The following is a 24,894-nucleotide window of genomic DNA, read 5'->3' on the forward strand; positions in this document are numbered from 1 at the left end:
CTGAGAGAGTGTTATGGTCGTAGAAAAAGCGATGGGGATGTTCTCTCACGGGATGAGAGGGCGGAAACTGGAGAAGGGCCTTCGTCTTTTAAAAGAAAAAAGGCCTTATGACGCTTTTACTGTTTTTGCCGAGTTGGCCCAGAAAGGGGTTGCCGAGGCTCAATATCAGGTAGCGCAATGTTATTTACGCGGGCAGGGAACTCCTCCTTCGTTAGAAGAGGGTGCAAAATGGCTGTATCACGCAGCTCAGGCAGGTCTGGCAGAGGCTTGTTTCAGTCTTGGTACGTTATATGCAATGGGTCTGCCTGAAGGATTTGATCCTTCTTCATCAACCAGTATCCTGAAAAAAGATACATCCTTTACAGATAAAAAACCGGATTTTGATAAGGCTTTATATTGGGCTTTAAAGGGGGCTGAGAAGGGTGATGCTCAGGCCAAGGCTCTGGTGGCACATCTTTATGCTCACGGCCCAGAATCAATCAAGAATCCAGAGCTGGCGCGCTATTGGTATGAAAAAGCCGCAGAGGCAAAAACGCCACAAGGTTTATTTGGCTATGGTCTGATTTTATTGCGTGAAGCGAAAACAGCCGAAGAAAAGAAAACAGCGTTTAATTACCTTAAAGAAGCTGCTGATATGGATGTCGGCACAGCAAATGCAACGATTGCCTGGATGTATGAAGGGGGGATTGGGGTTGAGAAGGATGTAAGCAAAGCGGCGCATTATTTTGCCCGGGCAGCAGAGCATGAAATCGCGCCGGCTCAGGCACGTTATGGCCTGATGTTGCTGAAAGGGGTGGGGGTAAAGCAGAATTTTGTCCAGGCGGAGACCTGGCTCCGCCGTGCCGCGCAAAATGGTCATGCTGATTCAGCTGCTATGCTAGGAGACCTTTATATTCGTGGAGATAATTTCAATACGAATGCAACAGAGGCTTTTCGCTGGTATCAAATGGCAGCGGAAATGGGGCATGCAAGCGCGATGCGGGCTTTGGGTGTTTTTTACCTGACTGGGACAGGTGTTGAAAAAGACGAGCTGAAAGCGGCGTTATGGTTTAACAAGGCCGCCTCATTGGGCAACCGTCAGGCAGATGCTGATTTAGGTAACCTAATTCTTGCTGGTGTTTCATTACCGCCTGAAGAGCAGACAGCATTACGGAATAGATGGCAGGAACGTGCTGAAGAGGGAGATGAATTAAGCGCCTTTAATTTTGGTGTGTGTCTGGCGCAGCAGGTTGGGGGCCGCCTGGATGAAAAGGCGGCGCTGTACTGGATGAGTAAAGCACTCAATAGTGTCGTTAATGCCCAATACTGGTATGGAAGGATGCTTTTTGAGGGGAAAGGCTGTAAGGCTGACCCTGCTGAAGGGTTCAAGTGGCTCAAGAAAGCAGCTGATTCTGGTATGGCTGATGCCTGCGTTGCCGTAGCACGCCTCTATATTACAGGTTATGATTACTGTCCCAGAGACCATCAGAAAGCTCTGGATTATTATCTGGAAGCCGCAGAAAAAGGGAATAGTGAGGCGTATTTCGCCCTTGGAGCGATGTATGGTGGCGGGCATGACATACAGCCTGATAAAGAAAAAGCGTTGCATTATTTCGGGTTGGCAGCTCAAAAAGGGCATGTGTTGGCACAGGCTATGTTGGGTCGTTACCTTGTTTATGGGACTGGTGGAAAGATTGATCGCGTAGAGGGGATGAAATGGCTCCAGAAAGCTGCATCTCAGGGAGCAGAAGAAGCAAGACAGACCCTGGAGGCTCTGGACAGGAGTCCTGAAGAGGCACCGGTAAAAAAGGTCTCTGATGAGTAAAGATCCCAGGTTTATTGGCGATTACGGCACATCTCTGAATAAGGATGCAGAGGCTTTCTGGCGTAAAAAATGTTTGCAGCAGGCACAATATGCTTATGAGGCAGGGCAAAAGGCGTCTCAAGAAGAATTATTACAACAAGCCTGTTTCTGGTTTGGTCGGGCGGCGAGACTTGCGCCGAATGACGTCAAAGTCGGGTTTGATTATGCGATGTCCCTTCTTAAAGTCGGGCATTTTGAATATGCGCTTGCTTATTTACAGAAGTTAAAAAAAAAACTTGATGACCGGGAATTTGTTTTTGCTGAATTTCTGGGATTATGGGGTGCAGGGAAAAAAGCGGAAGCACAGCTAAAGCTCAAGGATGCCCTCTCACGTTATGTTCTCCCAATGGAGTTTCATGATCTGCTTGAAATGCTTAGGGCACAAGGGCAATTACCCGGTTGGGCGATAGTTTCCAATAGCGGGATGTTAAGGCTTTATGTTTCCCAGCCGGTGACTCTCAGCCTTGATGGACGGAAACTTGGCCAGTTTGATGCGCAGGAAATATTTCTCGGGTCTGGTTTTGACGAAGGGCTATGTCCTGATTGGGCGCAGGGTCGTTTTCTCTCGGTTAAGGTCGGAGGAAAACATCTATGGGGAAGCCCGTTTGATATTGCGTCCATTACGGCGTGTAAGTCACTTGTCTGGCCTGAGGCATCAGCCATTACGGGGTGGTTGTGGTATCCAGCAGAGCCGGAGTTCGTGCCTCATATCCAGATCAATGATGGTGCCTGGCTTAAAGTTGAGACATCAGCAGATATCAGCCGGTTTAATCCTCTGGGATATGCGAAGAGATTTACCATTCCCTTAGAAGAAATCACTGAATCAGAAAGCGCTCTTATCAGGGTGCGAAATGATCATAGGGTTCTGCTTTCCGGGACCCCGATGGATCCAAAATTGGGGCGCGTTATTGAACGTAAAACACCTTATCCCGCGCAATATAACCCGGTATCTGTGCAGGCGCGTCCGGTAAGGAATGGCATAAAGCGTCCAAAGGCAACCCGCTATGTTGTAATTATTCCAGTCTATGCAGATTATGATGCGACGATGGATTGCCTGAACAGTGTGCTTAAAACAGTTCCTGCATCTGTCGAAATTATTGTGATTGATGATGCATCGCCGGAAAAAAACATTGTTCGTGCTTTGGATCACCTGGCGGCAGAAAAGAAAATTACCCTTTTGAGGAACGAGGAAAATCTTGGTTTCCCAGCATCAGTGAATAAAGGGTTTCATTACGCACAGAATGCTGATGTTATTCTACTCAATAGTGATACGCTTGTTTTCGAAGGGTGGATTGAACGCCTGAGAGGATGGCTGTCCTATCCTGATGTAGGGACAGCGACGCCTTTCTCCAATCATGCAACCTTGCTGTCTTATCCTTCTATAGATGGGGATAACCCTTTTCCAGATAAGCGGGAAGCGCGTCTACTGGATCAACTCTGCCAGGAAAACGGGGCAAAGACCGAAATAGAGCTTCCAACGGCAAATGGCTTCTGCATGGCGATCTCTGCTGAATGTCTGGCAGAGACTGGCTTTTTCAGGGCTAATGTTTTTTCACAGGGTTATGGAGAAGAAAATGATTTCTGTCTTCGTGCCACAGCCCGTGGTTTTCGTCATCTGGCGGCAGTGAATGTCTATGTTCGTCATAAAGGGGGCAGTTCTTTTCGCAGTAACAGGCTTCCCCTGATTGAGCGGAACCTGAAAATATTGAATGCCCTTCACCAGGGCTATGACATGCTGATTGCGGAATTCATGCACCGCGATCCGCTTCGTCTTATCCGGCGCAGGCTGGATTTTCTGCGTTTAGCCAAGGCATCACGTAAAAAAGATGCTGTACTTTTGATACAGCATAATTACGGAGGTGGGGTTGCACGTGCTGTCCAGCAACGTGCTGAAGCTTATGAGCAGAAAGGTGTTCTGGCACTTAGGCTTCGTCCCGCACCGGAAGGATGTGTGCTTGAGTTCTGTCAGGATCCGGATTTATGGCCGAATTTACGTTTCGCTTTGCCAGAAGAGAATATGTTGCTGGTAACATGTCTGCGTAAAATTGGCATAAACTTTATTGAATGGCATCATCTTGCCGGCCATGCACCCTGGATCAGACGGTTGCACAAATTTCTAGACGTGCCGTACGATATTTTTGTGCATGACCATATCTGGTTTTGCCCACGCGTTACCTTATTGAATGTAGAGGGATATTATTGCGGCGAACGAGGTACGCAGCGTTGCAATCGCTGTGTCAGGCAGGAGCCGGTCGTTCAGGAAGATATGACCATAGAAGCGCTTCTCAAACGTTCCGACGAAGAGCTTCTTGCGGCCCGTTCAATTACAGTGCCTGTTTCTGATGCCGCTAAAAGGCTTGTGAGACATTTTCCGAAGGTTGGAAACATAAGGATAGAACCATTGGAGGATGAATCTGCTTTCCCTCCATTGAACCCATTGATAAATAAGGGAAATAGGCCCTATCGTATAGGGGTTTTAGGAGGGATAAGCCGCTGGAAAGGCTACGATATTTTATATAAGCTTGGGGACTATATTCAGCAGAACGCCCTTCCTCTTGAGCTTGTTCTCGTTGGGGGAACAGAGGATGATGAGTCCTTGATCAATGTCGGTGTGCAGGTAACGGGAAGGTATGACGATAAGGATGTGCTTTTTTTACTGGCGGAGGCAGAGCTTGATATTGGCTTCATTCCTTCAGTGGCGCCGGAAACGTGGTCTTATGCCTTAAGCTGGCTCTGGAAGGCAGGATTAGAGGTTATCAGTTTTGATATTGGTGCTGTGAGTGAGCGTATTAAACGCAGGGGCGAAGGTATGGGGAAAGTCCTTCCACTTGGCCTTCCTGTTGATTCTCTGGCTGATTATATTCTTGGTTATGTAATGTCTCGAAAAAAATATTTATGAGACTTCCTTCTGTCTTACGTTATGGTTATGCTGGATACATAGATATTAAATGCTTTGCGATTTTTCTGCCATAAAGATTTTGTATTTTAGATATTTTGCAGGTCTGAGCAAAATAGTGGAAGCAACATTATTAGTGAGGCGCGATGTCTGAAACCCAGGGCCAAAACCAGTCTGATCGTGTGGTGGATTTAAAAACCGGAGCACATGTTATCTTTCTCGATAAAGGGTTGTATTGCGTTTTGCATGCTCCTGGTCAGAAAGATGCAGATGAGTCCGGGTTGCCGGGTGTACGTGTCTCACGGGCGCCGTCTTCAACAATAGATGATGTTGAGATCAGTACTTTTTCTTCTGAAGGATGGCTGGGTGCGAACGGTAATGCTGCTCTCGTCAGAGTTAATCGTGATCATGCGGGAATTCTTGTGACAGTCTATCAGGATATGGGTAGCCCTCATGAAGGACCGCGCCTTCAGGTCATGCGCCTTTTCTCTGGCGTAAAGCAGGATCAGCAGCAATCTGAGAAATCTGCTTCGTCCCAGCAAAAGGGGGAGCAGATTTCTCTGGTCAGTAAGAGTGAGCTGAAAGAGGTAAGCGCCCATATTCAGAGAGAAGGCGACGTTGTTAAGCCTGTTGGCGTCTGGATGGGAAAGCCGGGAAGTGGTCTGTGGATTGAGGGGTTTTCAGTCAGTCCAGAGGCTCATATTAAGGCTGAAGATATTGAATATCAGGCAGTATTGGGCAAAGGATGGCTCTCTCCCTGGAGTGACGGAGGCCAATTCTGTGGTTCAAAAGGTATGTCACTCCCTATTTTGGGAATGTGTATTCGTCTTAAAGACAAGGCAGCAAAAACGTGGACCTTACGTCTGACGGGCTGCTTTACGGACGGGACGAAAATAGGACCCATTGAAGGAACTGAAGTTATGCTGGAAAGTGAAGGGCTTGCCCCCCTAGAGGCGTTCCAGCTGGAAATTCTGCCAGCTGAAGTGGGTTCAGATCATGGTGGGGTATCGCAGGAGCAGAAAAAAATAACGCGTCGTAGCCGCACAGGCGCTAAATAAGGTGAGATAGAGGATGGTTTTCCGGCTAAAATTACAGGGTGAATAGGTGCGGTATCTTTTCATTCATCAAAGTTTCCCTGCGCAATATGCATATATCCTCAAACATCTTGTAAAGCAGGGAGGCCATGAGATTGTCTTTATTACGAGCCAGTCTCAAGGTGAGATAGAGGGTGTTAAAAAAGTCCTTTATGCTGTGCCCCCGGCTCACGATATTGGGGGTCATCCTTATGCAAAAGAGTTTTCCCAGGCCTTATGGCGTGCCGATACAGTTGCCGTCGTTGCCCGTTCCTTAAAAGCCCTGGGATATATTCCTGATATTATCATCGGGCATCATGGATGGGGCGAGCTTTTAAGAATTGTTGATGTTTTTCCTGATACGCCTTTATTAGGGTATTTTGAATTTTATTATCATCTGAGCGGACAGGATGTGAATTTCGACCCGGAATTTCCTCTTGACCCGGAATTAGCGCCTTTCGTACGGGCCAAGAATCTTGTTAATTTACAGGCATTATCTCTCCCGGGATGGGGGCAGACACCAACGCTTTTCCAAAAAGAAACCTATCCAGAGTGGGCGCAGCAGAAAATCAGTTTATTACGTGAGGGTGTTGATCTGGATGTCTGTGCTCCTGATAAAAAATGTAAGAAGACTGATCTGAAAATTGGTAATCTTGTCTTGTTGGCAAAAGAGAAGATCGTGACTTATGCTGCTCGTGGACTGGAGCCTTATCGGGGGTTTCACAGTTTCATGAGAGCGTTACCTGCTCTTCTGAAAGGTCGTTCGGATATAAGGGTCGTTATTGTCGGGCGTGATACAGTCAGTTATGGTTTGCCTCCCAAGGGCGGGAAAAGCTGGCGGGAGACATTATTGTCCGAGCTGGAGGGGCAGTTTGACCTTGGCCGCGTCAGTTTTATTGAATGGCTGAGCCATAAAGATCTGGTCAAGCTGTTTCAGCGTTCAGATGTTCATACCTATCTGACCTATCCTTTTGTATTATCCTGGTCTCTGCGTGAGGCAATGGCAACAGGTTGCACGCTTGTGGCCAGTGATACGGCGCCTGTGAAAGAGTTTCTGGTTGATGACAGAAATGCACGCCTTGTTTCTCTATTGGAACCAAAGAAAATAGCAGAGGCTATTTTGGAATTACTGGAAAATCCGGTATTGGCACGCCGTTTGGGGAGCAGGGTTCGTAAAGAGGCTTGCGTGACTCTGGATGTAAAAAAATATTTGCAGTGTTATGATGACCTGGTTGCGCATCTGGTTAGTTAATATGATGCTATTCTCAATAGTTGGAAGACCTCTATGCCTGTTGAAATCCTCCCTGCCTTGAGACTTATGGTTGAGCATTGGGTAGTAAAAAAAGCCCCTTCTCTGCCTCCTGAAAAATTATCAACGGAGGATTTAAATGCTCTTTCCATGGCAGCTATTGAAACATTGAGTCAGAGGGCATTAGGTATCGAAGCCAGTGCTTGGGGCCCTCTTGAGGGCGTAACCCGTGGGTGGCTCGTCCAGCGTAAAAAGGGCAGTGCACCGACCCCCATGGGGGTAGAAGATTTCCGCTCTCTCGTGCGTCTCGTGCTGGAAGGTTTTTCAAGACAGCCAATAACCACAGATGAGGGGCCAAAATCCTTGGATGATCTGGCAGAATTTACGCCAAAAACTGATGAAACCCTTCCAGATGGACGGCTCGTAGCAGATGTTTTGAAAGAGGACCCGTTTTTCTTTGCGCGCGAGCATCTGGCACAGTCTTTATAAGACCGCCTGGTGCCACGATAAAGGCGCAGTATTGGAATTACCGCGCCTTTATATGCCAGATATTTAAGAAATCGCCTTAGCTTTTGACGACTTCCTTGTCTTGAAGATGTGCTTCAAGGAACCAGAGGTTCTTATCGAGGCCGCGAGAGACTTCCGTAAAGAGATCGGATGTATCATCATCGCCTGCTTCGTCAGTCGTTTTGATTGCTTCGCGCATGTTATTGGCTACATGTCCGTAACGGTCAATTAGCGCTTTAAGATGATCGTCAACAGAATAGATTTCTGTAGGATATGGCTTGCAGCTTGTTTTTTTATCAACAACCTGGACGGTGCCAAAAGCCGTTCCACCAAGTTGGACGGCCCGTTCAGCAACAGAATCACTATAGCCATCAATTTCCGAACGGAAACCATCAAGCATTAGATGCACACCAATGAAGTGAGAACCTTTCAGGTTCCAATGAGCCTGTTTTGTAACCAGGGCAAGATCAATCAGATCAGCGAGGCGGGCATTGAGCAGTTCAATGGAAACAGCTTTAGTATTGTCAGGTGTATTATTTTTTGTACGAAAATGATTCATTTTTGTCATAAAATATCCTTTCTGAGGATTTTTCTTTATAGGGGAATAAAGGAAAATCGTATTTCGAGTATCTCACGGAATTGTTTCCAAATCGCGAAGATCAAAGAAGGTTTCCCCCACCTCACTAAAGTAACGTGGGTATGCAGGATCATTTTCAAAGAGGGGGGTGCCCCTCCAACGTTCTTTTATATGCTCTTTTTCATGAAAAAATCGCTCTTCATGTTCCAGGCGATCGTCACTTTTACGGGAAAAACTCTCGAAATGCTCAGCAATCGCATCAGCACAATAAATAATTTTCCATCCTTTTTGTCTTACTTTGAGGCATAAATCCACGTCATTATAAGCGATGGCCAGTCCCTCTTCATCAAAACCGCCAACATCTTCGAAAACATCTTTCCTGATAAGCATGGCAGCCCCAGTGACGGCTGTGACTTCATGGCTGAGGCGGATCCGCCCGATATAGCCATAATCATGCCCTGGTCTGGTCCTGTGCATGTGAGCACCAATAACTTCAGGCCCTACAGCGACACCAGCATGTTGAATGGTCCCATTAGGGTAAAGCAGCCGGGCCCCTGTAATGGCGACATGAGGCAGTGCAATGGCTTCTTGCATCATAGTTCTGATAAAATTTTTCTGACTGATAATGACGTCATTATTGAGAAAGAACAGATAGTCACTTTTAGCGTATTGTGCTGCCTTGTTATTGAAACGGGCAAAATTGAATGGCTCTTCCAGTCTCAGGACCGTAACATCGGGGTGTTTCCCAATTTCTTTCAGAAATTCTATGGTTTTTGGATCTGTGGAGAAATTATCGACTAAAATGAGGGAGATATTTTTGTAATTCTGGTGTTTCAGAACAGCTTCAACACAGCGTTTTGTCATCTCCAGCTGGTCACGGAATGGAATAATAATGGTTACAGATGGTTGAGAACGTGCAGTCCAGCTGATGTTGTAAATGCTCAGTTTATCAATTGAGGAAACTTTCGCTTTTATGTGCTGCCGATCGAGATGGTTTTGTACAGCAGCGATCCCTGCCTGAATGGCATAATTTTTATTGGAAATGGTCGCTGCGGTTGAGCCTTGTGTCTTGCGCCAGTGATAAAGAATTTCTTTTACATGGAAAATAGAAGCGCCATTCAGAGACTCAACAACCCTGAGGATAAGGTCATGATCCTGCGCGCCATCCAGCTTTTTTGAAAGGGAGCCAACGGCATGGAGAGTCTGGGCCTCTATCATTGTCAGGTGACAGATATAATTACATCCTAATAAGTACCGGTAATTAAAGTCCGGTTTCAGATTAGGTTCCAGGTAATACCCAGAAGGGTCTATCTTATCCTCATCAGAATAAAGCAGTCTGGCACCGGATTTCAGAGCAGCTCTTACCATGATTTCGAGTGCAACGGGGCTTAGGCAGTCATCATGGTCAAAAAAAGCGATATAGGCCCCTTGAGCGTGACCGATGGCAGTATTTGTAGTTTCAGCAATACCGCTATTTTTCTTAAGGAAAAAAGATCTGACGCGTTTATCCTTATGGCTATAATGCTGCATTATGGTGTGGGTTTCATAATGCTGGCTGCCATCATCAACTAAAATCAGCTCCCAGTTCTGGTAGGTCTGATTGAGCACCGATTGTATGGCTGCCTCGAAATCTGCCTGTAAAGGCTTCCAGACGGGGCAGAGAATACTGACCAAAGGCTCCTGAGAAAGAGGGGTGATTGCGCGGAGCTTTTCGGTCTTTTCGAGAAGGGCTTTCTGATACAGGCGGGCCCATTCATCATAATTGGTCAGATTTAACGGTCTTTTTGGGATAAGGTCCCTGACTTCCCGTCTTAAGGTTGTCAGCTGCCTGTGCAGATTCCCGATTGTTGCTTCAAGTTCAATCAGACGGGCTTCCAGGTCATCCTGAACCAGAGAGCTTTTGAAAGGACTATTTTCCAAGGCTATGTTATCGGGGATGACTTTAACATCAAACTGATGGATCTGCCGGTCTCTGAGAGAGCGTGGCAGGGAAATTTCAAAACCGCAGCAAGGGTTACCTTCCATAATTTCTGCAACATCGCCGCGATAATGGTCTGCACGCGCTGTCGCCAGGGTGACACCGTCCACTGATACAGAGACTGTCAGTGCGCCTTCCCACAATTGATAAGGTGTCTTGCGCCTGCAAACCCAGCCGCGGAGCCAGCCTTTGAATATCCCGTCAATATAGCTGCGATAATCATCCTCAGTTTTTCCTGGAAAAATCAGGGCTTCAAGCGGGTGTCCTTCATTTTTCGGATCTGGAATCGGGAGGATCGTGCGGTCAGGAAAGCGTAACCCTATTTCGTGAGGTTTATGGTCAAAGCAAAATTCGGGAAGAGCAACATGGAACCCTACGTAAGGTGAGGGCAGCCCCAAAGTCTCCACAACGTCAACTCTTGGGACGTTGCATATGAATTGCGCCACTTCCTGCCTGTCTATGAGGAGATGCAGCTTGACTGGTGCAGAAGGAGCACGGATGTCAAAGGCCCACCCATAGAGATAGCCTGCTTTATGTCCTTCAACATAGCCTCTGAAGGTGCTTGCTTCTCGTGGCGTTCCAGGAGACTGATCAGGTGGCGATAGGGTCACAAAATGATCTCCTCAGCAAAGGTAAGGAGGATAATGTAACATTATTTTCTTTTATAACAGACGTTCATTTTAAATTCCTGCTTTGTAGTTATCATAATCTCTTTGAAGATTGTTTTATTCTGCTATTTTAGGAGTAGCTTCTAAAGGCTGTCTGTGCGTGGTTGCCCTCCGCAGTCAGGGGCGCTAAAGCACATAAAAGGGATCGCGAATTTCAGGGCATGGTTCGTATATTAGTTGGTAATAGGGTTCTGAAAGATGAAGATGGCACCTAGGGCAAGGTCTATAAAAAGCCTTCTCAATCCCGATAGACTGTTTCATGGATTATTATGGCTCTGTGCTGTTCTGGTGCTTGTTGTGCTTGGCGGCCTTATCACCTTGATGGCGTTGGGTGGTGAGAAGGCCTTTTCCACTTTTGGCATAGGGTTTTTCACCCATACGAACTGGAACCCTGTTACGGATCATTATGCGGTTCTTGCACCGCTCTTGGGTACGGTAATCAGCACGATCATTGCTGTTGTCATTGCAGTACCATTGGCTTTTGGTACGGCTTTCTGGCTTAATTTTATTGCGCCACCACGTTTTTCTTCTCTGATTGGTACGGCTGTGCAGCTACTGGCGGCGGTGCCTTCTATTATTTTCGGAATGTGGGGCTTTTTTACAATCGTTCCGTTTTTGGCAAATGTTGTTCAGCCATTCTTGAATCATCATGCCGCTCATATATGGCTGATCGGTCCTTTGTTAAAAGGGCTCCCTATTGGGACCGGGCTTGTAACAGCAGGATTTGTGCTTGCAGTCATGATTGCGCCATTTATCACGGCTGTCATGATAGATGTTTTTAAAGCCGTTCCTCCCATGTTGAGAGAAAGCGCTTATGGACTGGGGGCAACAAGGTGGGAGGTCATGAGTAAGGTTATTGTGCCCTGGTCCAGGACCGGCATGGTCGGTGCCATTGTTTTGGGAATGGGGCGTGCCTTGGGTGAAACAATGGCAGTAACGTTCGTGATTGGTAATGTAACCTCTATTGGCTGGTCGCTCTTTTCTCCCCGTAGTACAGTTGCTTCCCTGATTGCCCTCCAATTTCCTGAAAGCCCGGAAGGCTCATTGCGTCTTTCCTCCCTGATGGCGCTGGGCTTTGTGCTCATGATCTTGTCTTGCCTGAGTCTCGCCTGTGCACGCCTGTTAAAGGGGAAACAGCCATGAGCCAGATTCCTGTAACATCTTCCCGTTGGCAAGGTGATAAACGTGCCGGCTATCGTCGCCTCAAAAGCCAGTGCGCGACAGGGTTAAGCCTTATGGCGGGAGCCGTTCTTGTCATAATCCTGCTTTCAATTTTGTGGATGCTGTTAAGTAAAGGCATTTCAGGGCTGTCAGTCTCTGTCTTTACAAAATCGATGGGTCCGCCTGGTACGCATAGTGGTTTGGGAAATGCAATTTTAGGAAGCATTATCCAGACTGGGCTTGCACTTCTGATTGCTGCGCCGCTGGGGCTTTTATGCGGGATCTACCTTTCCGAATATGGGGAGAGAAGGAACCGGTTCGCATCTGTGGTCCGGTTTGTCGCTGATATATTAATGTCAGTGCCATCTATTCTGGTTGGCCTGTTTATCTATCAGTGCCTTGTTGCTCCTTTGGGCCATTTTTCCGGTTTTTCAGGGTCTGTGGCTCTCGCGGTGCTGGCAGTGCCTGTTATTATCCGTACGACCGAAGATATGCTCCGCCTTGTACCTACTGCCATGAGAGAGGCCGGTGCGGCGTTGGGAGCAGCAAAATGGCGTGTGATCCTGTTTCTTAGCCTGCGTTCAGCGAGACAGGGGGTCATAACGGGAATTTTGTTAGCGCTGGCCCGCATGGGGGGAGAAACGGCGCCCCTTCTTTTCACATCTTTAGGCAATCAGGGCTGGTCATGGGATATTTCCAAACCCATGGCAAGTTTGCCAGTCGTCATTTATCAATATGCCGGTGCCTCTTACGAAGATTGGGTTCAGCTTGCCTGGGCAGGGGCTCTGATTGTGACGGTAGGTGTGTTGATGATTAATATTATTGTGCGCGTTTCATCACGTCACCAGTGATAGTCGCTGTAACCAGTAAGGTGAATTTATGACTCAGGACCCGGTAGAGCTTTTTGCTGAAGCGAGCTGGAATGTGCCAGAAAATGTTGCTTTAGCCGTAAAAGACCTTAATTTCTATTACGGAGATCATCACGCATTACACGATATTTCCATTGATTTTCCGGCCCGTCAGGTCACGGCGATGATTGGTCCCAGCGGGTGTGGGAAGTCGACTTTATTGCGAATTTTCAACCGCATGTATGATCTTTACCCCGGTCAGAGGGCGACGGGTAAGGTTATGTTTGATGGCAAGAATATCCTTGATAAGTCGATTGACCTTGATATCCTGCGTACCCGTATCGGTATGGTTTTCCAGAAACCAACTCCTTTCCCCATGTCGATTTACGATAATATCCTTTTTGGGGTTAGGTTACATGAGCGCCTTAGTCGTGGCGAGATGGATGACCGGGTGCAGGACGTTCTGACGCGTGTTGCACTATGGAATGAGGTCAAGGATCGCCTGAAGGCACCGGCAACAGGTTTGTCGGGGGGACAGCAACAGAGATTATGTATTGCGCGTTCTATTGCTACGCGACCTGAAGTGCTCCTGCTTGATGAGCCGACTTCTGCACTGGACCCGATTTCTACAGCACGTATTGAAGAATTACTTGACGAACTTAAGGAAGAGTTCACAATCGCGATTGTGACTCATAATATGCAACAGGCTGCTCGTTGTGCTGATCGTGTTGCATTTTTCTATATGGGGCGCCTGATTGAAGTTGATCAGGCTGATCGTATTTTCACCAATCCTAGGCAGAAGCAAACCCAGGATTATATTACGGGTAGGTTTGGATAAGATTATGTCTCTTGATCGTTCGCATATTGTCAGAAGTTATGAGCATGAGCTGGATCACCTGCGTGCCTTGATGACGCAAATGGGGCGACAGGTTGAAGAACAGGTTGGTCTTGCCCTTGAAGCAATCGCTAATCATGATGAACGTGCTGCCCATAAGGCGGTAGCAGAAGACCCGAAAGTTGATGCGCTAGAGCGAGAGGTTGAAGGGCTTGCGATCCGCCTGCTTGCATTGAGAAGCCCGATGGGGGGGGATCTCCGGGAGATTGTTGCCGCATTGAAAAATACAGGTGATCTCGAACGGATTGGCGATTATGCGGCATCTATCGCCCGTAAGGTCGTGAAGGCTGATTCTGAAGGGGGAAATGTTTCTCTTTCTGGCTTGTTAAGTATGGGAAAACTGGTGAAAGAGAATTTTCACCGTACAGTTGAAGCCCTGACCCATATGGACACTGAACTTGCGGTCGAAGTCTGGCATTCCGATAAAGGTGTGGACGAATATTATACGACCCTGTTTCGGGAGCTGGTGACTTATATGATGGAAGACCCCCGTAATATCCGGCCATGCACTGAACTTCTGTTCGTCGCGAAAAATTTTGAGCGGATTGGGGACCATGCGACAAATATTGCAGAACGCATATATTATGCTGTGACAGGTGATAATCTACCAACCGAGCGTCCTAAAGGGGGTAAAAAAGAGGGTAAGTCCCAGCCTTCCTGAATAAAAGGGGATTGACGCTTTTGTGGTGTGAGTAGTGTTTAGCGTGATGCGCTAGTTTCTGGCATTTTTATAAAAAACCCCCGGTAGTTCCGGGGGTTTTTTATGAGATAAAAGACTATAGACAACAGCTCTTTATGAGGGAGTGGAACCTTTTTTGCGTTTGATCAAAGCCCATCCACCACAGAATAAAATAGCAAGCAATGGGATAGAGAAAACAGCAAAAGTACCTGAAGGGTAATCAAAGACCATCATGGCAACGATAAAGATCAGGAAGGCAATGGTGACCCAGCCACTATAAGGTGCCCATGGCATGTCAAACCCTGTGGAGGGCAGCTCCCCTGAGCGAATTCTTTTATGAAGCTGGAGCTGGCAAAGGACAATGGAAGCCCATGTTCCGAGAATTCCTAAAGAGGAAAGGCTGAGCACCACTTCAAATACCTGAGCTGGAATAAGGTAATTAAGCCCTACACCAATCAGATAAATGAATAAGGTTGCCAGAATTCCCATATAAGGGACTGAACGGCTACTGAGCTTGGAAAGCGTCTGAGGGGCAGATCCACCCAAAGAGAGGGCACGAAGAACACGCCCTGTAGAATAAAGACCGGAATTCAGGCTTGAAAGCGCAGCCATCATGACAACAAAATTCATGATGTTATCAATCCCGGGTACGCCGAGTTTTTGGAAGAAAGTCACGAAAGGACTGACGCCTGCTTTATAGTCGGTCCATGGAAGGACGAGAACGAGAAGGGCGACTGAACCCACATAGAATAATAAAATGCGCCAGATCACGCTATTGACGGCACGTGGGATCACAGTACGAGGGTTATCACATTCGCCAGCGGCAACGCCGATGATCTCAGTGCCGGCATAAGCAAAGACAACACCTTGGACGAGCATCAGAGGGGCAATAATTCCATGAGGGAATAGCCCACCTGAATTGGCGATCAGCCCGATCCCGGGTTTGTGATGGCCAACTTCAATCCCCATGAAGAGAATTGTCCCACCGACGATCAGGAAAGCGATCAGCGTGAGAATCTTGATGAGAGAAAGCCAGAATTCAATTTCGCCAAAATGGCGGACACCTGCCAGATTGATCCCCCCGACAACAACGAGCGCTCCCAGGGCGATGACCCATTGAGGGATATCACTGAAGAGAGGCCAGTAATGCATATAGAGCGCGATGGCAGTGATGTCTGCGATGCCGGTCATTGACCAGTTGAGGAAAGAGAACCAGCCGGATGTATAAGCTGCCCATTCTCCCAGAAATTCTCTGGTGTAGGTTACAAAACTGCCACTGGTCGGGCGATACATGACCAGTTCACCCATTGCGCGTAGAATCATATAAGCGCAGAGACCGCAGATTGCATAAACAATGACAAGAGAAGGCCCAGCCTGCTGAAGACGTGAACCGGCACCAAGAAAAAGACCGGTCCCGATAGCACCACCCAGGGCAATCATCTGGATATGACGCCTGCTTAAGTGCTTGTTATAACCTTCGTGACTAACGTGCTCCTGATCGGAATTTTTCTGTTCTTGGGTTGAGTCTGTCATATAGTTATTCCGAAAAGCGATCTGGAACGCATTGAGCAGTGGTCCTTCGTTAAAGTCATACCAGCTATGTATTTTACGAATAGCACTATAGGCTAAGCTGTGTAATTTGCCAAGGCAAGCGGAAATTGAAATTGTAAAAACAAGATTAGGATTCTGACAGTTCAAGCAATCACAAATATGTTATTTTATACATTTTACGCTGTTACACGGTAAGCATTCAGGAATATGCGGATTCCCTCTTTGATGAAACGGGCAAAATCGTCTTTATCGCGCATGGGACCACAATGGGATAGCTGCCCGAGAAGGGGAACGCATAAGGTAAGACCAAAAAGGTAATCAGCAGCATCCTTGGGTGATGGGATTCTCAAGGTTCCTTCTTCCTGCTGGAGTGCTAGCCATTTCTGGAGTCCCAAATTAGGGCTGGCCAGGTGAAAAAGTTCATTCATCAATTGTTGTACTGAAGCTGAGCGTGTCGTTTCTCCAATAATCGCCCGGAGCAGGCCAAGGCGTTTTTCGTTAAAAAGCTTGTCTGCAAATGCAAAAATGAAGTGGCAGAGTTGTGACTCGAGGTCTTCCGGCCCTTGATCTGGAGAAATTTCAAGCGGTCCAAAAAGTTTTTCTAGAATTAGCTGTTCCAGAAGTGCTCGTTTGGAGGAGAAATAAAGATAAAGGGTTTTTTTGGACATTCCAGCATTTTTGGCAATATTATCCATTGATATATCGCGGTATCCGTGTGCTTCTAGCAGCGTGCAGGTCACATCAAGAATATGCTGTTTTTTTACGTTTTGTGCGGTAAAAGGGACCTTCTGTTCGGGGGGCATAGCCGACAGGGCCTCTGTTCTGGAAGCTGCTGTGCTGCGAAGGACTTCAGGGTGTGAAGACAAGATTACATTCCCCGATAGATAGAAGATTCTGATTGACCTTTAGCGAGGAAACCAGATAGTTTCCATAGTCAAAGTAAGATAAATTCCATTTTTTGTGATTTTTTTTTGAGAGTCATACCGTCCCAATGGCTAATATTGAATTGTCCCGTAAAGCTGTGTCTCAAGTAAGTGGGACACTGAATCATAAGACGTTAGTGCTGCTTGCCAGTGTGGCCTTGCTCTCAGGCTGTCACAAAAAGGAAGCGCCTCCACCGCCTCCGCAAACAGTAGATGTTATTACTATCCAGCCACAAAAAGTTACGTTGGAAACATCTATTCCCGGGCGGACTGATGCTTATGAACAGGCTGAAATTCGCCCGCAGGTCAATGGTGTTATTGTTTCTCGTAATTTTGAACAGGGGACGGATATCAAAGCGGGACAGCAGCTTTATCAGATTTATCTCCCACCTTATAAAGCGGCTTATGACCAGGCCAAAGGTGTGCTCATGCAGGCAAAGGCAACTGCTGTGCGCGCTGAATCTCAACTGAAGCGTTATCGTCATCTTGTCGGGCCTCATGCGGTTAGTCGTCAGGATTATGATAATACCCTGGCTGCTGCCAGAGAGGCGGAAGCACAGGTGGTACAAGCCAAAGCAGCATTGGATAAAGCTGCTGTTGATGTTGATTATACGCATGTTCTTTCACCGATAGATGGTCGTATAGGACGAACTCTTTATACTGAGGGAACACTTGTTACAGCGAATCAGGCGGAACCTATTGCGATCGTAACGCGGTTGGATCCGATTTATGTTGATGTGAATGTCGCTGCAGAAGATATGCTTCGTCTTCGTCGTGAGTTGGAAAAGGGACAGATCCAACGTGTCGGAGAAAAAGATGCAGCAGTCACAGTAGAGCTATCTGATGGATCAGTTTATGAAAAAACAGGTCGGTTGCAGCTTTCTGAAGTGACAGTTGATCCTGAGACAGGGACATTGGTAATGCGTGCTGTCATGCCGAATCCCGATCATTTCCTTCTTCCTGGGATGTTTGTGCATGCCCATATTAAAGAGGGGATTGATTCTTCGGCTCTTCTGGTACCGCAGGTTTCGGTTCAGCGTAATACGAAGGCCCAGCCTTATGTCATGATTCTTGATGATGAAGATAAACCAAGCCAGAAAGTCATTGAACTTGACCGGGCGATCGGCGCTTCATGGGTCGTTAAATCAGGTCTTAAAATAGGCGACCGTATTGTCATAAGTGGGTTGCAGAAAATTTCCTCAGGGAAAAAAGTAGCACCTCATATGGTGGATTTTAAAGAATCAGAGGCGGAGTGATTTAGGATGGGTCTGTCTCGTTTCTTTATTGATCGCCCGATTTTTGCATGGGTGATCGGCTTGATTATCATGCTGGTCGGTGGGGTCTGTATCCTCAAGCTGCCTATAGCGCAGTACCCGAGTATTGCGCCTCCTCTGATTGCGATTACCGTTGATTATCCCGGTGCCTCTGCTGATACTGTAAATAATACGGTTGTACAGCCAATTCTCCAGCAGATGACCGGCATTGACCATCTGGAATATTTGGCAGCATCCTCTTATGGCAGTGGTCATATGGAAATTGACCTGACCTTTGCGCAGGGAACAAATCCTGACATTGCCCAGGTGCAGGTTCAGAACAAGTTGCAGCTTGCCGAACCTCGTCTGCCACAGGAAGTGACGGCCCAGGGTATCAGTGTGACCAAAGCGGTCAAGAACTTCATGGTTGTTATTGCTTTTATTTCTACAGATGGAAGCATGAATAACTATGATATTGCTGATTTTATTGCATCTAATATTTCTGATCCTCTTTCACGTGTTTCAGGCGTGGGAGATCATCAGATATTTGGTGCTGAATATGCTATGCGTGTCTGGCTTGACCCAGATAAGCTTTATAATTACGGCCTAACTGTCCCGGATGTAAAAGGGGCGATTGAAAATCAGAACATACAGGTTTCGTCTGGTGAGCTGGGTGGTTTGCCAGCAAAAAAGAATATCGGATTTGATGCGACTGTTATCGGGCCAACCCGGTTGACCGATCCTGAGCAGTTTAAGGAAATCATTCTTAAAGTTCAGAAAGATGGGAGTCAGATTCGTCTGAAAGATGTGGCGCGTACTGAATTAGGTGCGCAGAATTATTCTAATACAGCCTTCTATAATGGTCATCCTGCTTCAGCTATGGCAATCAAGCTGGCTCCTGGTGAAAACCAGCTGACGACAGAATCGGCCATTCGAGAGAAGCTGAAGGAGATGGCTCCTTTCTTCCCTCCGGGATTAAAGCTTGTCTATCCGCTCGATACAGAACCTTTCATTACGCATTCTATCAGTGAAGTTGTTGAAACGCTTGTCGAGGCGATCGCTCTTGTTTTTGTCGTGATGCTCATTTTCTTACAGAATTTTAGGGCGACACTGATCCCAACGATTGCTGTACCTGTGGTGTTGCTGGGTACATTTGGCGTCATGGCTGCATTAGGTTTTTCCATTAATACCTTGACCATGCTGGCTATGGTTCTAGCTGTCGGTCTTCTGGTGGATGATGCCATTGTTGTGGTTGAAAATGTCGAGCGCGTGATGAGCGAGCAAAAGCTCTCTCCTAAAGAGGCATCCCGTGTTTCCATGGATGAGATTTCAGGCGCTCTGGTGGGTATCGTTCTGGTTCTTTCGGCTGTGTTCTTGCCTATGGCTGCTTTCGGGGGGTCAACCGGGGTTATTTATCGTCAGTTTTCTATTACGATTGTTGCGGCCATGTGGCTCTCTGTGGTCGTGGCAATGATTATGACGCCAGCTCTCTGTGGTTCCATGCTGAAGCCTGTTCACCAGGAGGTTAAATTTGCTCCAGCACGCTGGTTTAATAAATGGTTTGAACGGTTTACAAACCGTTATGTGCATGGTGTTGAACATGTCATAAAACATCGGAAATTGAGTATGATCGCTTTTGTGATCATGACGGCTGTTGCAGCGTTCTTTTTTACACGTGTTCCGCATGGCTTTCTGCCTGATGAAGATCAGGGGCTGATTTTTGGACAGATTACCATGCGTCCAGGGGCAACAAATGCTCAGACTGAAGCGGTAAACAAGAAGATCTCTGATTATATTTTCAAGACCTTTGGTGAAGATGTTCAGTCCGTTTTCTCTGTGAATGGGTTCAGTTTCGCAGGTCAAGGGCAAAGTGCGGGGGCTTTCTTCGTCCGCATGAAGCCTTGGGACGAACGTCCCGGTTATGAGCATACGACAATGTATATTGCCGGTCAGATCATGAAACATTTTATGGGTGACCCGGAAGCATTGATCTATGCGCTGAATCCCCCTGCTGTTCTGGAACTTGGTAATGCGACTGGTTTTGACTTTGATCTTGAAGATCGTGGTCATATAGGTCATGCAGGGCTGCTTGCAGCACGTCAGCAGCTTTTGGCAGAAGCAGCAAAAAATCCTCTTCTCTCCGCCGTGCGACCAATGGGTATGGAAGATGCGCCACAATATGTGTTGGATCTGAACCGTGAAAAAGCCAATTCGCAGGGAATAACGAATGAAGATATCAATACGACAATCCAGGGGGCTTTCGGATCAATTTATGTAAATCAGTTTACCAGGTCTGGACGTGTTAAACAGGTCTATATTCAGGGTGAGCCTTTCTCGCGTATGCACCCACAGGATTTTGGCCGGTGGTATTTGCGCAATAACCAGAATCTCCTTGTTCCTTTTAATACGATCGTTAATGGCCACTGGGAAGTTGGTCCACAGAAAGTGGAAAATTATAACGGTAATCAGGCTTTTGAAATTCAGGGGCAGCCTGCACCAGGTGTCAGTTCTGGTCGCGCCATGCAAGAAATAGAAAGACTGATCGCAAAGCTCCCCAAAGGAGTTGGTTATGAGTGGACAGGGCTTTCTTATGAAGAGCAGGCCTCCGGTAATGCGACGGGGCCGTTATATGCCCTGGCGGTGATCGTGATCCTGTTTTGCCTTGCCGCTCTTTATGAGAGCTGGGCGATCCCGATTTCAGTTTTGCTGGTGCTACCGTTAGGTGTGCTTGGAGCTATTTTTGCGACCTTAGGACGTGGTCTGAGTAACGATGTTTATTTCCAGGTTGGGTTGCTGACAACTGTTGGGTTATCAGTGAAGAACGCTATTCTGATCGTTGAGTTTGCGAAAGCATTCTATGAAGAAGGTGATACGCTTGAAGAAGCGGTTCTCAAAGCAGGTCGTGAGCGCTTAAGGCCAATCTTGATGACCTCAATTGCGTTTGTCTGTGGCGTGTTTCCTCTGGCAATCGCAACGGGAGCAGGCTCCGCAGCTCGTGTTGCTATCGGGACATGCGTGGTTGGTGGTATGTTTACAGCAACGCTGCTCGCGATCTACTTCGTGCCCTTGTTCTTTGTGGTCATTCTCCGCCTTTTCCGTGTGAAACGTCTGTCGGAAAAGCGGGCTATTGAAGAAGAAAATATTAAAAAAGCCCGTGAAAAGGGAGAGTCAGCAGATGCTTCGTAAAACAACGTCATCTTTTGGAATGGGGGCGTTACTCTTGCTGGCTTCCTGCAATCTGGCTCCAACCTATCATCGTCCTGAGGGTAAGATCTCATCCGAATATCCTTCAGATACTGGAGTTAAAAACCAGAAGAGCGCTTATAAAGTTACGGATTTAGGATGGGAAGATTTCTTTACCGATCCACGTTTAAAGAAACTCATTGAACTGACTTTGGCCAATAACCGCGATCTGTCTGGTCAATTAGCGGCCGTGGTTGAAGCACGTGGACAGTATCAAGTGCAAAATGCAGCGCTTTTCCCGCAAATTACGACAGGGGGAAGTGCTATGTATCAGGGGCCGTCTAGTATGGCCGGTTTCTCCTTCTCTCCTGGCTCAGGAGAGGAGATTAGCACTTTAAGATTTTACCAGACCTCAATAGGATTCTCTTCTTATGAGATTGATCTTTGGGGACGCATTCGCAATCTCACGCGTAATCAGAAGGAAGCAACCCTCAATGCTGCCGAAAACTTGCGCAATTTATGGATAACGACAGTTTCGCAATTAGCGACTACCTATATCCAGTGGTTGGCTGACCGGGAATTATTAAATCTTGCTCAACGGACTTATAGAACCCGTACAGCTACAATGAAGTTGACACAGCTGAATTTTGATCATGGTCAGACAGATGCTCTGACTTTGGCACAAGTGAGATCGCAGTTAGAGCAGGCACAATCTGATATCGCTCAGCAGACACGCGCTGTCGCAAATGACGAGCATAATCTGCAATTGATTGTTGGGGCACCTCTGCCAGCAGATCTTCCGTCTCCAGCTCCGATGGGGCAGCAGACTATGGTTGCTGATTTACCTGCAGGACTGCCTTCCGAATTGCTTGAGCAGCGTCCTGACATTCAGGCAGCTGAGCACTCTCTTAAGGGGGCCAATGCTATGGTAGGGGCTGCCAGGGCGGCTTTCTTTCCGAAGGTGACTTTGACAGCATCTGAAGGGACGAGCTCCCTGCAATTTAGGAAGCTTTTCAGTAACATGGCTCAAACATGGGGTATTTCTCCCAATATCAACATTCCGTTGCTGACTTGGGGACAAAATTCTGGAAACTTGCGCTCTGCCAAGGCGCGGGTCATTGAGTCTGTTACACAATATCAGAAAACGGTGCAAACAGCGTTTAAAGAAGTTTCGGATGCATTGACAGCGCGTGAAACGTACAAAACGCAGGATTTACATATGACAAGCCTGGTCCGTCAATCTCAAAAGGCCTATGATCTTGCCTATATGCGCTTTAGAGCCGGGATTGATGATTATCTGACAACCTTGGTACAGGAACGTCAGCTTTATACGGACAGACAGTCAAAAATAGTTGTGCAAGCAGCTCGTTTCCAGAATATGGTTACGCTCTATCGGGCATTGGGTGGGGGATGGAGTCGTAAGACCCTTCAGCATCAGACAATGTTAGAGCCTAAGGATAATATTAAAAAGGTCCGCTAGGAACAAAATTGGAGCAGAGGAAGAGTTATGCTGAATAAATCAATGATGCGTAAAACGGTCACGGGTCTGTTTTTTGCTTCTTCCTTTGCAGCAATTTCTGTGTGTCAGGCAGGAGATTCAGCACCGACTTTTGGGGACATCAAGAAGAAACCCACGATGGACCAGCTTTATCGTTCTTCGGGTATTGTTCATAAATACACGGATTTCAGTATGTTTCATTATGTGCCCAGGGGCGATACAGTTAAGGAAGAACCTGATAAATTACGCCTCATTTTCCGTACAAAAGGGGGGCTTCCTGATGGGTATGCCGAGCGGAAAGGGGAGGTTATCTTTTATTATAATGCTTCCGGAAAACTAATCCGGATTCAGAAATTGGCAGAAGAGCCTTAACTTTCCGTTTCTGAGTTTTCGTGTTTCCAAGCTCTGTAGCCATAAATTGAGATAAGGACAAACCCTGCGTAAAGGCCCATGGTGGGGTAAAGGCCACGGTCGATGAAAAGCCCGCAATAGACGGAATCAATAACAATCCATAAAATCCAGTTGGCGCGGTATCGTCTGGCGGTCCAGAAAGACCCAACGAGACTGGCACTGCTTAAACCAGCATCGAGGAAGGGCAGGGGGTCATCTGTCCAGTACTGGAGTGCTGAGCCCCATAATATTGTGCCAGTTATTGTTGCTCCTAAACCGATAAAAAGGGCGCTGGTTGTTATAGGTTTTATAATGAGATAAGCGGGTGCCTGTGGCTGTTGTTTCTGGCGGATATACTGGATGACCCATGCCCCCCAGCCATAAAGGGCAACAATAAGGAAAAGTCCTTGCAAAATGGCATCGGCATAAAGTTTCGTCTGAAAAAAAATCCAGCCGTACAACATACAGGCGGAAATGGAAAAAGGACCATGCCAGAGGGACCTCTGAGTCGCAAGTAACACACCGACAATGCTGAGAATGACGCCAAAATATTCATACATATTGGTGAGGGTTTCACATTTCCGGAAGGGATTTAAGGATTGTGCCGAGTTTCGAAAGGCAAGACCGGCCATAAGGCCCAGCGAACCAATCTAGATGGCCAATGAGATATTTTCTGTAGGCGATATCAGCAGTAACCCTGTCCTGAGCCAGATTATCGTAATAGGCGATCTCAGAAAGAGCAAAGGTAATATGTGCCAGAGGGAAGAGGAGAGAAATGAGTTTCCTTTCTACTTCTGAAAGAGGATTGCGCTGATAATATCCATATAAAAAAGGCGTCATTAAGGCATAAGAAGCTGCATTGTGGCTCTGGCAATCCATCCAGCGAATGAAGCTGCGTTCAAGGGCAATAGCGATATCAAAACTTATACAGGTGAGGTCGCTCAGGCCGAAGTCAAAAGCAGAGACAGCCTCGTCTTGTTGCCAGACCAGATTGGAGCCATGCCAGTCTCCATGTCCCCAGTGAGGCAGGATCTGGTCAAGAAAAGGGCGTAATGGAGCATGGAAGGCTTCCAGGCGTGGAAATAGCTCTTCTTTCCAGTTCCACTGTTGCAAGCTTGTCTCCAGCCCTGCCTGTCCAGATATCCAGTGAATCAGACTTTCCTGCACAGAATGAGAAAGAAGTGGGGTAAGGGGTGCTGCAAGAAATCTCGTCCGTCGCGCAGATGCTTTGTAGTCTATGCTGGCTTTATGGAGACGTGCCAGAAGCTGGCCCGCAGAAAAAGCATGGCGTTGTGAATGATAAGGTTCCCATGACAGGGTTTTCTGATAAAGATCTTCGCCCGGCATGGGTAAATAGAGTTCAAACACACCGGCTTCTGTAACCGTAATTGTTTGTCTCTTTTTGTTTATGAGTGGCGTAAGAACAGGAAAGTCATTTTTTTTTAGATGAAAAATGAAATCATGCTCTTCCTGTAGGATCCCGGGCGGGCGCAGTCGTGCATCATGGCGTTTGATAAAAATTTTTTCTTCTCTATCGAGGCGGACAAGCGCAGCAGAAGAAAAAGCCCGAGGGCTGTGCCAGAGTATGTCTGCTGGTTTCTGCAATGTCCGGTAATAACTTAAAACGTCGTTACTGACACGTGGACTTAATAAGTCCCAATCCCTGGCATGTGTCCTGTCATCAAGGCCCAGAGCCTCTATTGGTGACGTTTCAGTCATGAC

19 protein-coding genes are annotated in these 24,894 nt (G+C 47.1%); 13 read left to right on the plus strand and 6 right to left on the minus strand.

Going from position 1 to position 24,894, the window contains the following annotated elements; all coding sequences use genetic code 11:
• Positions 1-13: 13 nt before the first annotated feature.
• From AC3B6P_RS02775 to AC3B6P_RS02795, 5 genes are all read left to right on the plus strand, one after another.
• Entirely contained in the window at positions 14-1,804 is a 1,791-nt protein-coding gene (locus AC3B6P_RS02775; protein ID WP_489804619.1) for an SEL1-like repeat protein, read from the plus strand.
• Positions 1,797-4,742, plus strand: a complete 2,946-nt coding sequence (locus AC3B6P_RS02780; RefSeq protein WP_489804620.1) for a glycosyltransferase — start codon at positions 1,797-1,799, stop codon at positions 4,740-4,742. Before AC3B6P_RS02775 ends, AC3B6P_RS02780 begins: the two co-directional genes overlap by 8 nt.
• A gap of 143 nt (positions 4,743-4,885) precedes the next feature.
• On the plus strand, positions 4,886-5,797 hold the full coding sequence (locus AC3B6P_RS02785) for a hypothetical protein (protein ID WP_489804621.1): 912 nt from the start codon (positions 4,886-4,888) through the stop codon (positions 5,795-5,797).
• A gap of 46 nt (positions 5,798-5,843) precedes the next feature.
• On the plus strand, positions 5,844-7,064 hold the full coding sequence (locus tag AC3B6P_RS02790) for a glycosyltransferase (protein WP_489804622.1): 1,221 nt from the start codon (positions 5,844-5,846) through the stop codon (positions 7,062-7,064).
• A gap of 33 nt (positions 7,065-7,097) precedes the next feature.
• Positions 7,098-7,550: a hypothetical protein gene (locus AC3B6P_RS02795; RefSeq protein WP_489804623.1), complete on the plus strand. Its 453-nt coding sequence runs from the start codon at positions 7,098-7,100 to the stop codon at positions 7,548-7,550.
• A 76-nt stretch (positions 7,551-7,626) separates the two neighbouring features.
• On the opposite strand, the gene dps is transcribed toward AC3B6P_RS02795, so the two are convergent.
• On the minus strand, positions 7,627-8,136 hold the full coding sequence (gene dps / locus AC3B6P_RS02800; RefSeq protein ID WP_489804624.1) for a DNA starvation/stationary phase protection protein Dps: 510 nt from the start codon (positions 8,134-8,136) through the stop codon (positions 7,627-7,629).
• A gap of 63 nt (positions 8,137-8,199) precedes the next feature.
• A complete protein-coding gene (locus tag AC3B6P_RS02805) occupies positions 8,200-10,734 on the minus strand; it encodes a glycosyltransferase family 2 protein (protein WP_489804625.1) in 2,535 nt (844 codons plus the stop codon).
• Positions 10,735-10,989: 255 nt separating this feature from the next.
• On the opposite strand from AC3B6P_RS02805, the gene pstC reads away from it, so the two are divergent.
• The 4 genes from pstC to phoU are packed head-to-tail and all read left to right on the plus strand — an operon-like array spanning position 10,990 to position 14,356.
• Entirely contained in the window at positions 10,990-11,934 is a 945-nt protein-coding gene (pstC, locus tag AC3B6P_RS02810; RefSeq protein WP_489804626.1) for a phosphate ABC transporter permease subunit PstC, read from the plus strand.
• Positions 11,931-12,803, plus strand: coding sequence for a phosphate ABC transporter permease PstA (pstA, locus tag AC3B6P_RS02815; RefSeq protein WP_489804627.1), 873 nt, complete (start codon positions 11,931-11,933; stop codon positions 12,801-12,803). Before pstC ends, pstA begins: the two co-directional genes overlap by 4 nt.
• Before the next feature lie 28 nt (positions 12,804-12,831).
• The gene (gene pstB / locus AC3B6P_RS02820; RefSeq protein WP_489804628.1) at positions 12,832-13,638 is read left to right on the plus strand and encodes a phosphate ABC transporter ATP-binding protein PstB; all 807 of its coding nucleotides are present in this window, start codon (positions 12,832-12,834) and stop codon (positions 13,636-13,638) included.
• A 4-nt stretch (positions 13,639-13,642) separates the two neighbouring features.
• Entirely contained in the window at positions 13,643-14,356 is a 714-nt protein-coding gene (gene phoU, locus AC3B6P_RS02825; RefSeq protein ID WP_489804629.1) for a phosphate signaling complex protein PhoU, read from the plus strand.
• 132 nt (positions 14,357-14,488) lie between these two features.
• On the opposite strand, the gene AC3B6P_RS02830 is transcribed toward phoU, so the two are convergent.
• A complete protein-coding gene (locus AC3B6P_RS02830) occupies positions 14,489-15,907 on the minus strand; it encodes an amino acid permease (RefSeq protein ID WP_489804630.1) in 1,419 nt (472 codons plus the stop codon).
• Between the two features lie 194 nt (positions 15,908-16,101).
• Positions 16,102-16,791 carry a TetR/AcrR family transcriptional regulator gene (locus AC3B6P_RS02835; protein WP_489804631.1) on the minus strand — a complete coding sequence of 230 codons (690 nt, stop codon included), beginning with the start codon at positions 16,789-16,791 and terminating at the stop codon, positions 16,102-16,104.
• Positions 16,792-16,916: 125 nt separating this feature from the next.
• Here AC3B6P_RS02835 and AC3B6P_RS02840 point away from each other — a divergent pair, with 125 nt between their 5' ends.
• The 4 genes from AC3B6P_RS02840 to AC3B6P_RS02855 are packed head-to-tail and all read left to right on the plus strand — an operon-like array spanning position 16,917 to position 23,154.
• Positions 16,917-18,104 carry an efflux RND transporter periplasmic adaptor subunit gene (locus AC3B6P_RS02840; RefSeq protein WP_489804632.1) on the plus strand — a complete coding sequence of 396 codons (1,188 nt, stop codon included), beginning with the start codon at positions 16,917-16,919 and terminating at the stop codon, positions 18,102-18,104.
• A gap of 6 nt (positions 18,105-18,110) precedes the next feature.
• Positions 18,111-21,287 (plus strand): efflux RND transporter permease subunit, encoded by a 3,177-nt coding sequence (locus tag AC3B6P_RS02845; protein WP_489804633.1) that lies wholly within the window; start codon positions 18,111-18,113, stop codon positions 21,285-21,287.
• Positions 21,277-22,764 carry an efflux transporter outer membrane subunit gene (locus AC3B6P_RS02850; RefSeq protein WP_489804634.1) on the plus strand — a complete coding sequence of 496 codons (1,488 nt, stop codon included), beginning with the start codon at positions 21,277-21,279 and terminating at the stop codon, positions 22,762-22,764. The genes AC3B6P_RS02845 and AC3B6P_RS02850 overlap by 11 nt, the downstream gene beginning before the upstream one ends.
• A 27-nt stretch (positions 22,765-22,791) precedes the next feature.
• The gene (locus AC3B6P_RS02855) at positions 22,792-23,154 is read left to right on the plus strand and encodes a hypothetical protein (RefSeq protein ID WP_489804635.1); all 363 of its coding nucleotides are present in this window, start codon (positions 22,792-22,794) and stop codon (positions 23,152-23,154) included.
• Here the strand turns inward: AC3B6P_RS02855 and pnuC are convergent.
• Together pnuC and AC3B6P_RS02865 are read right to left on the minus strand one after the other, a co-directional pair.
• A complete protein-coding gene (pnuC, locus tag AC3B6P_RS02860) occupies positions 23,151-23,804 on the minus strand; it encodes a nicotinamide riboside transporter PnuC (RefSeq protein WP_489804636.1) in 654 nt (217 codons plus the stop codon). The genes AC3B6P_RS02855 and pnuC overlap by 4 nt on opposite strands.
• Positions 23,746-24,891 (minus strand): phosphotransferase enzyme family protein, encoded by a 1,146-nt coding sequence (locus tag AC3B6P_RS02865; protein WP_489804637.1) that lies wholly within the window; start codon positions 24,889-24,891, stop codon positions 23,746-23,748. The genes pnuC and AC3B6P_RS02865 overlap by 59 nt, the downstream gene beginning before the upstream one ends.
• Between the last annotated feature and the right edge of the window lie 3 nt (positions 24,892-24,894).

The sequence above is a fragment of the Aristophania sp. ESL1142 genome (assembly GCF_058107345.1).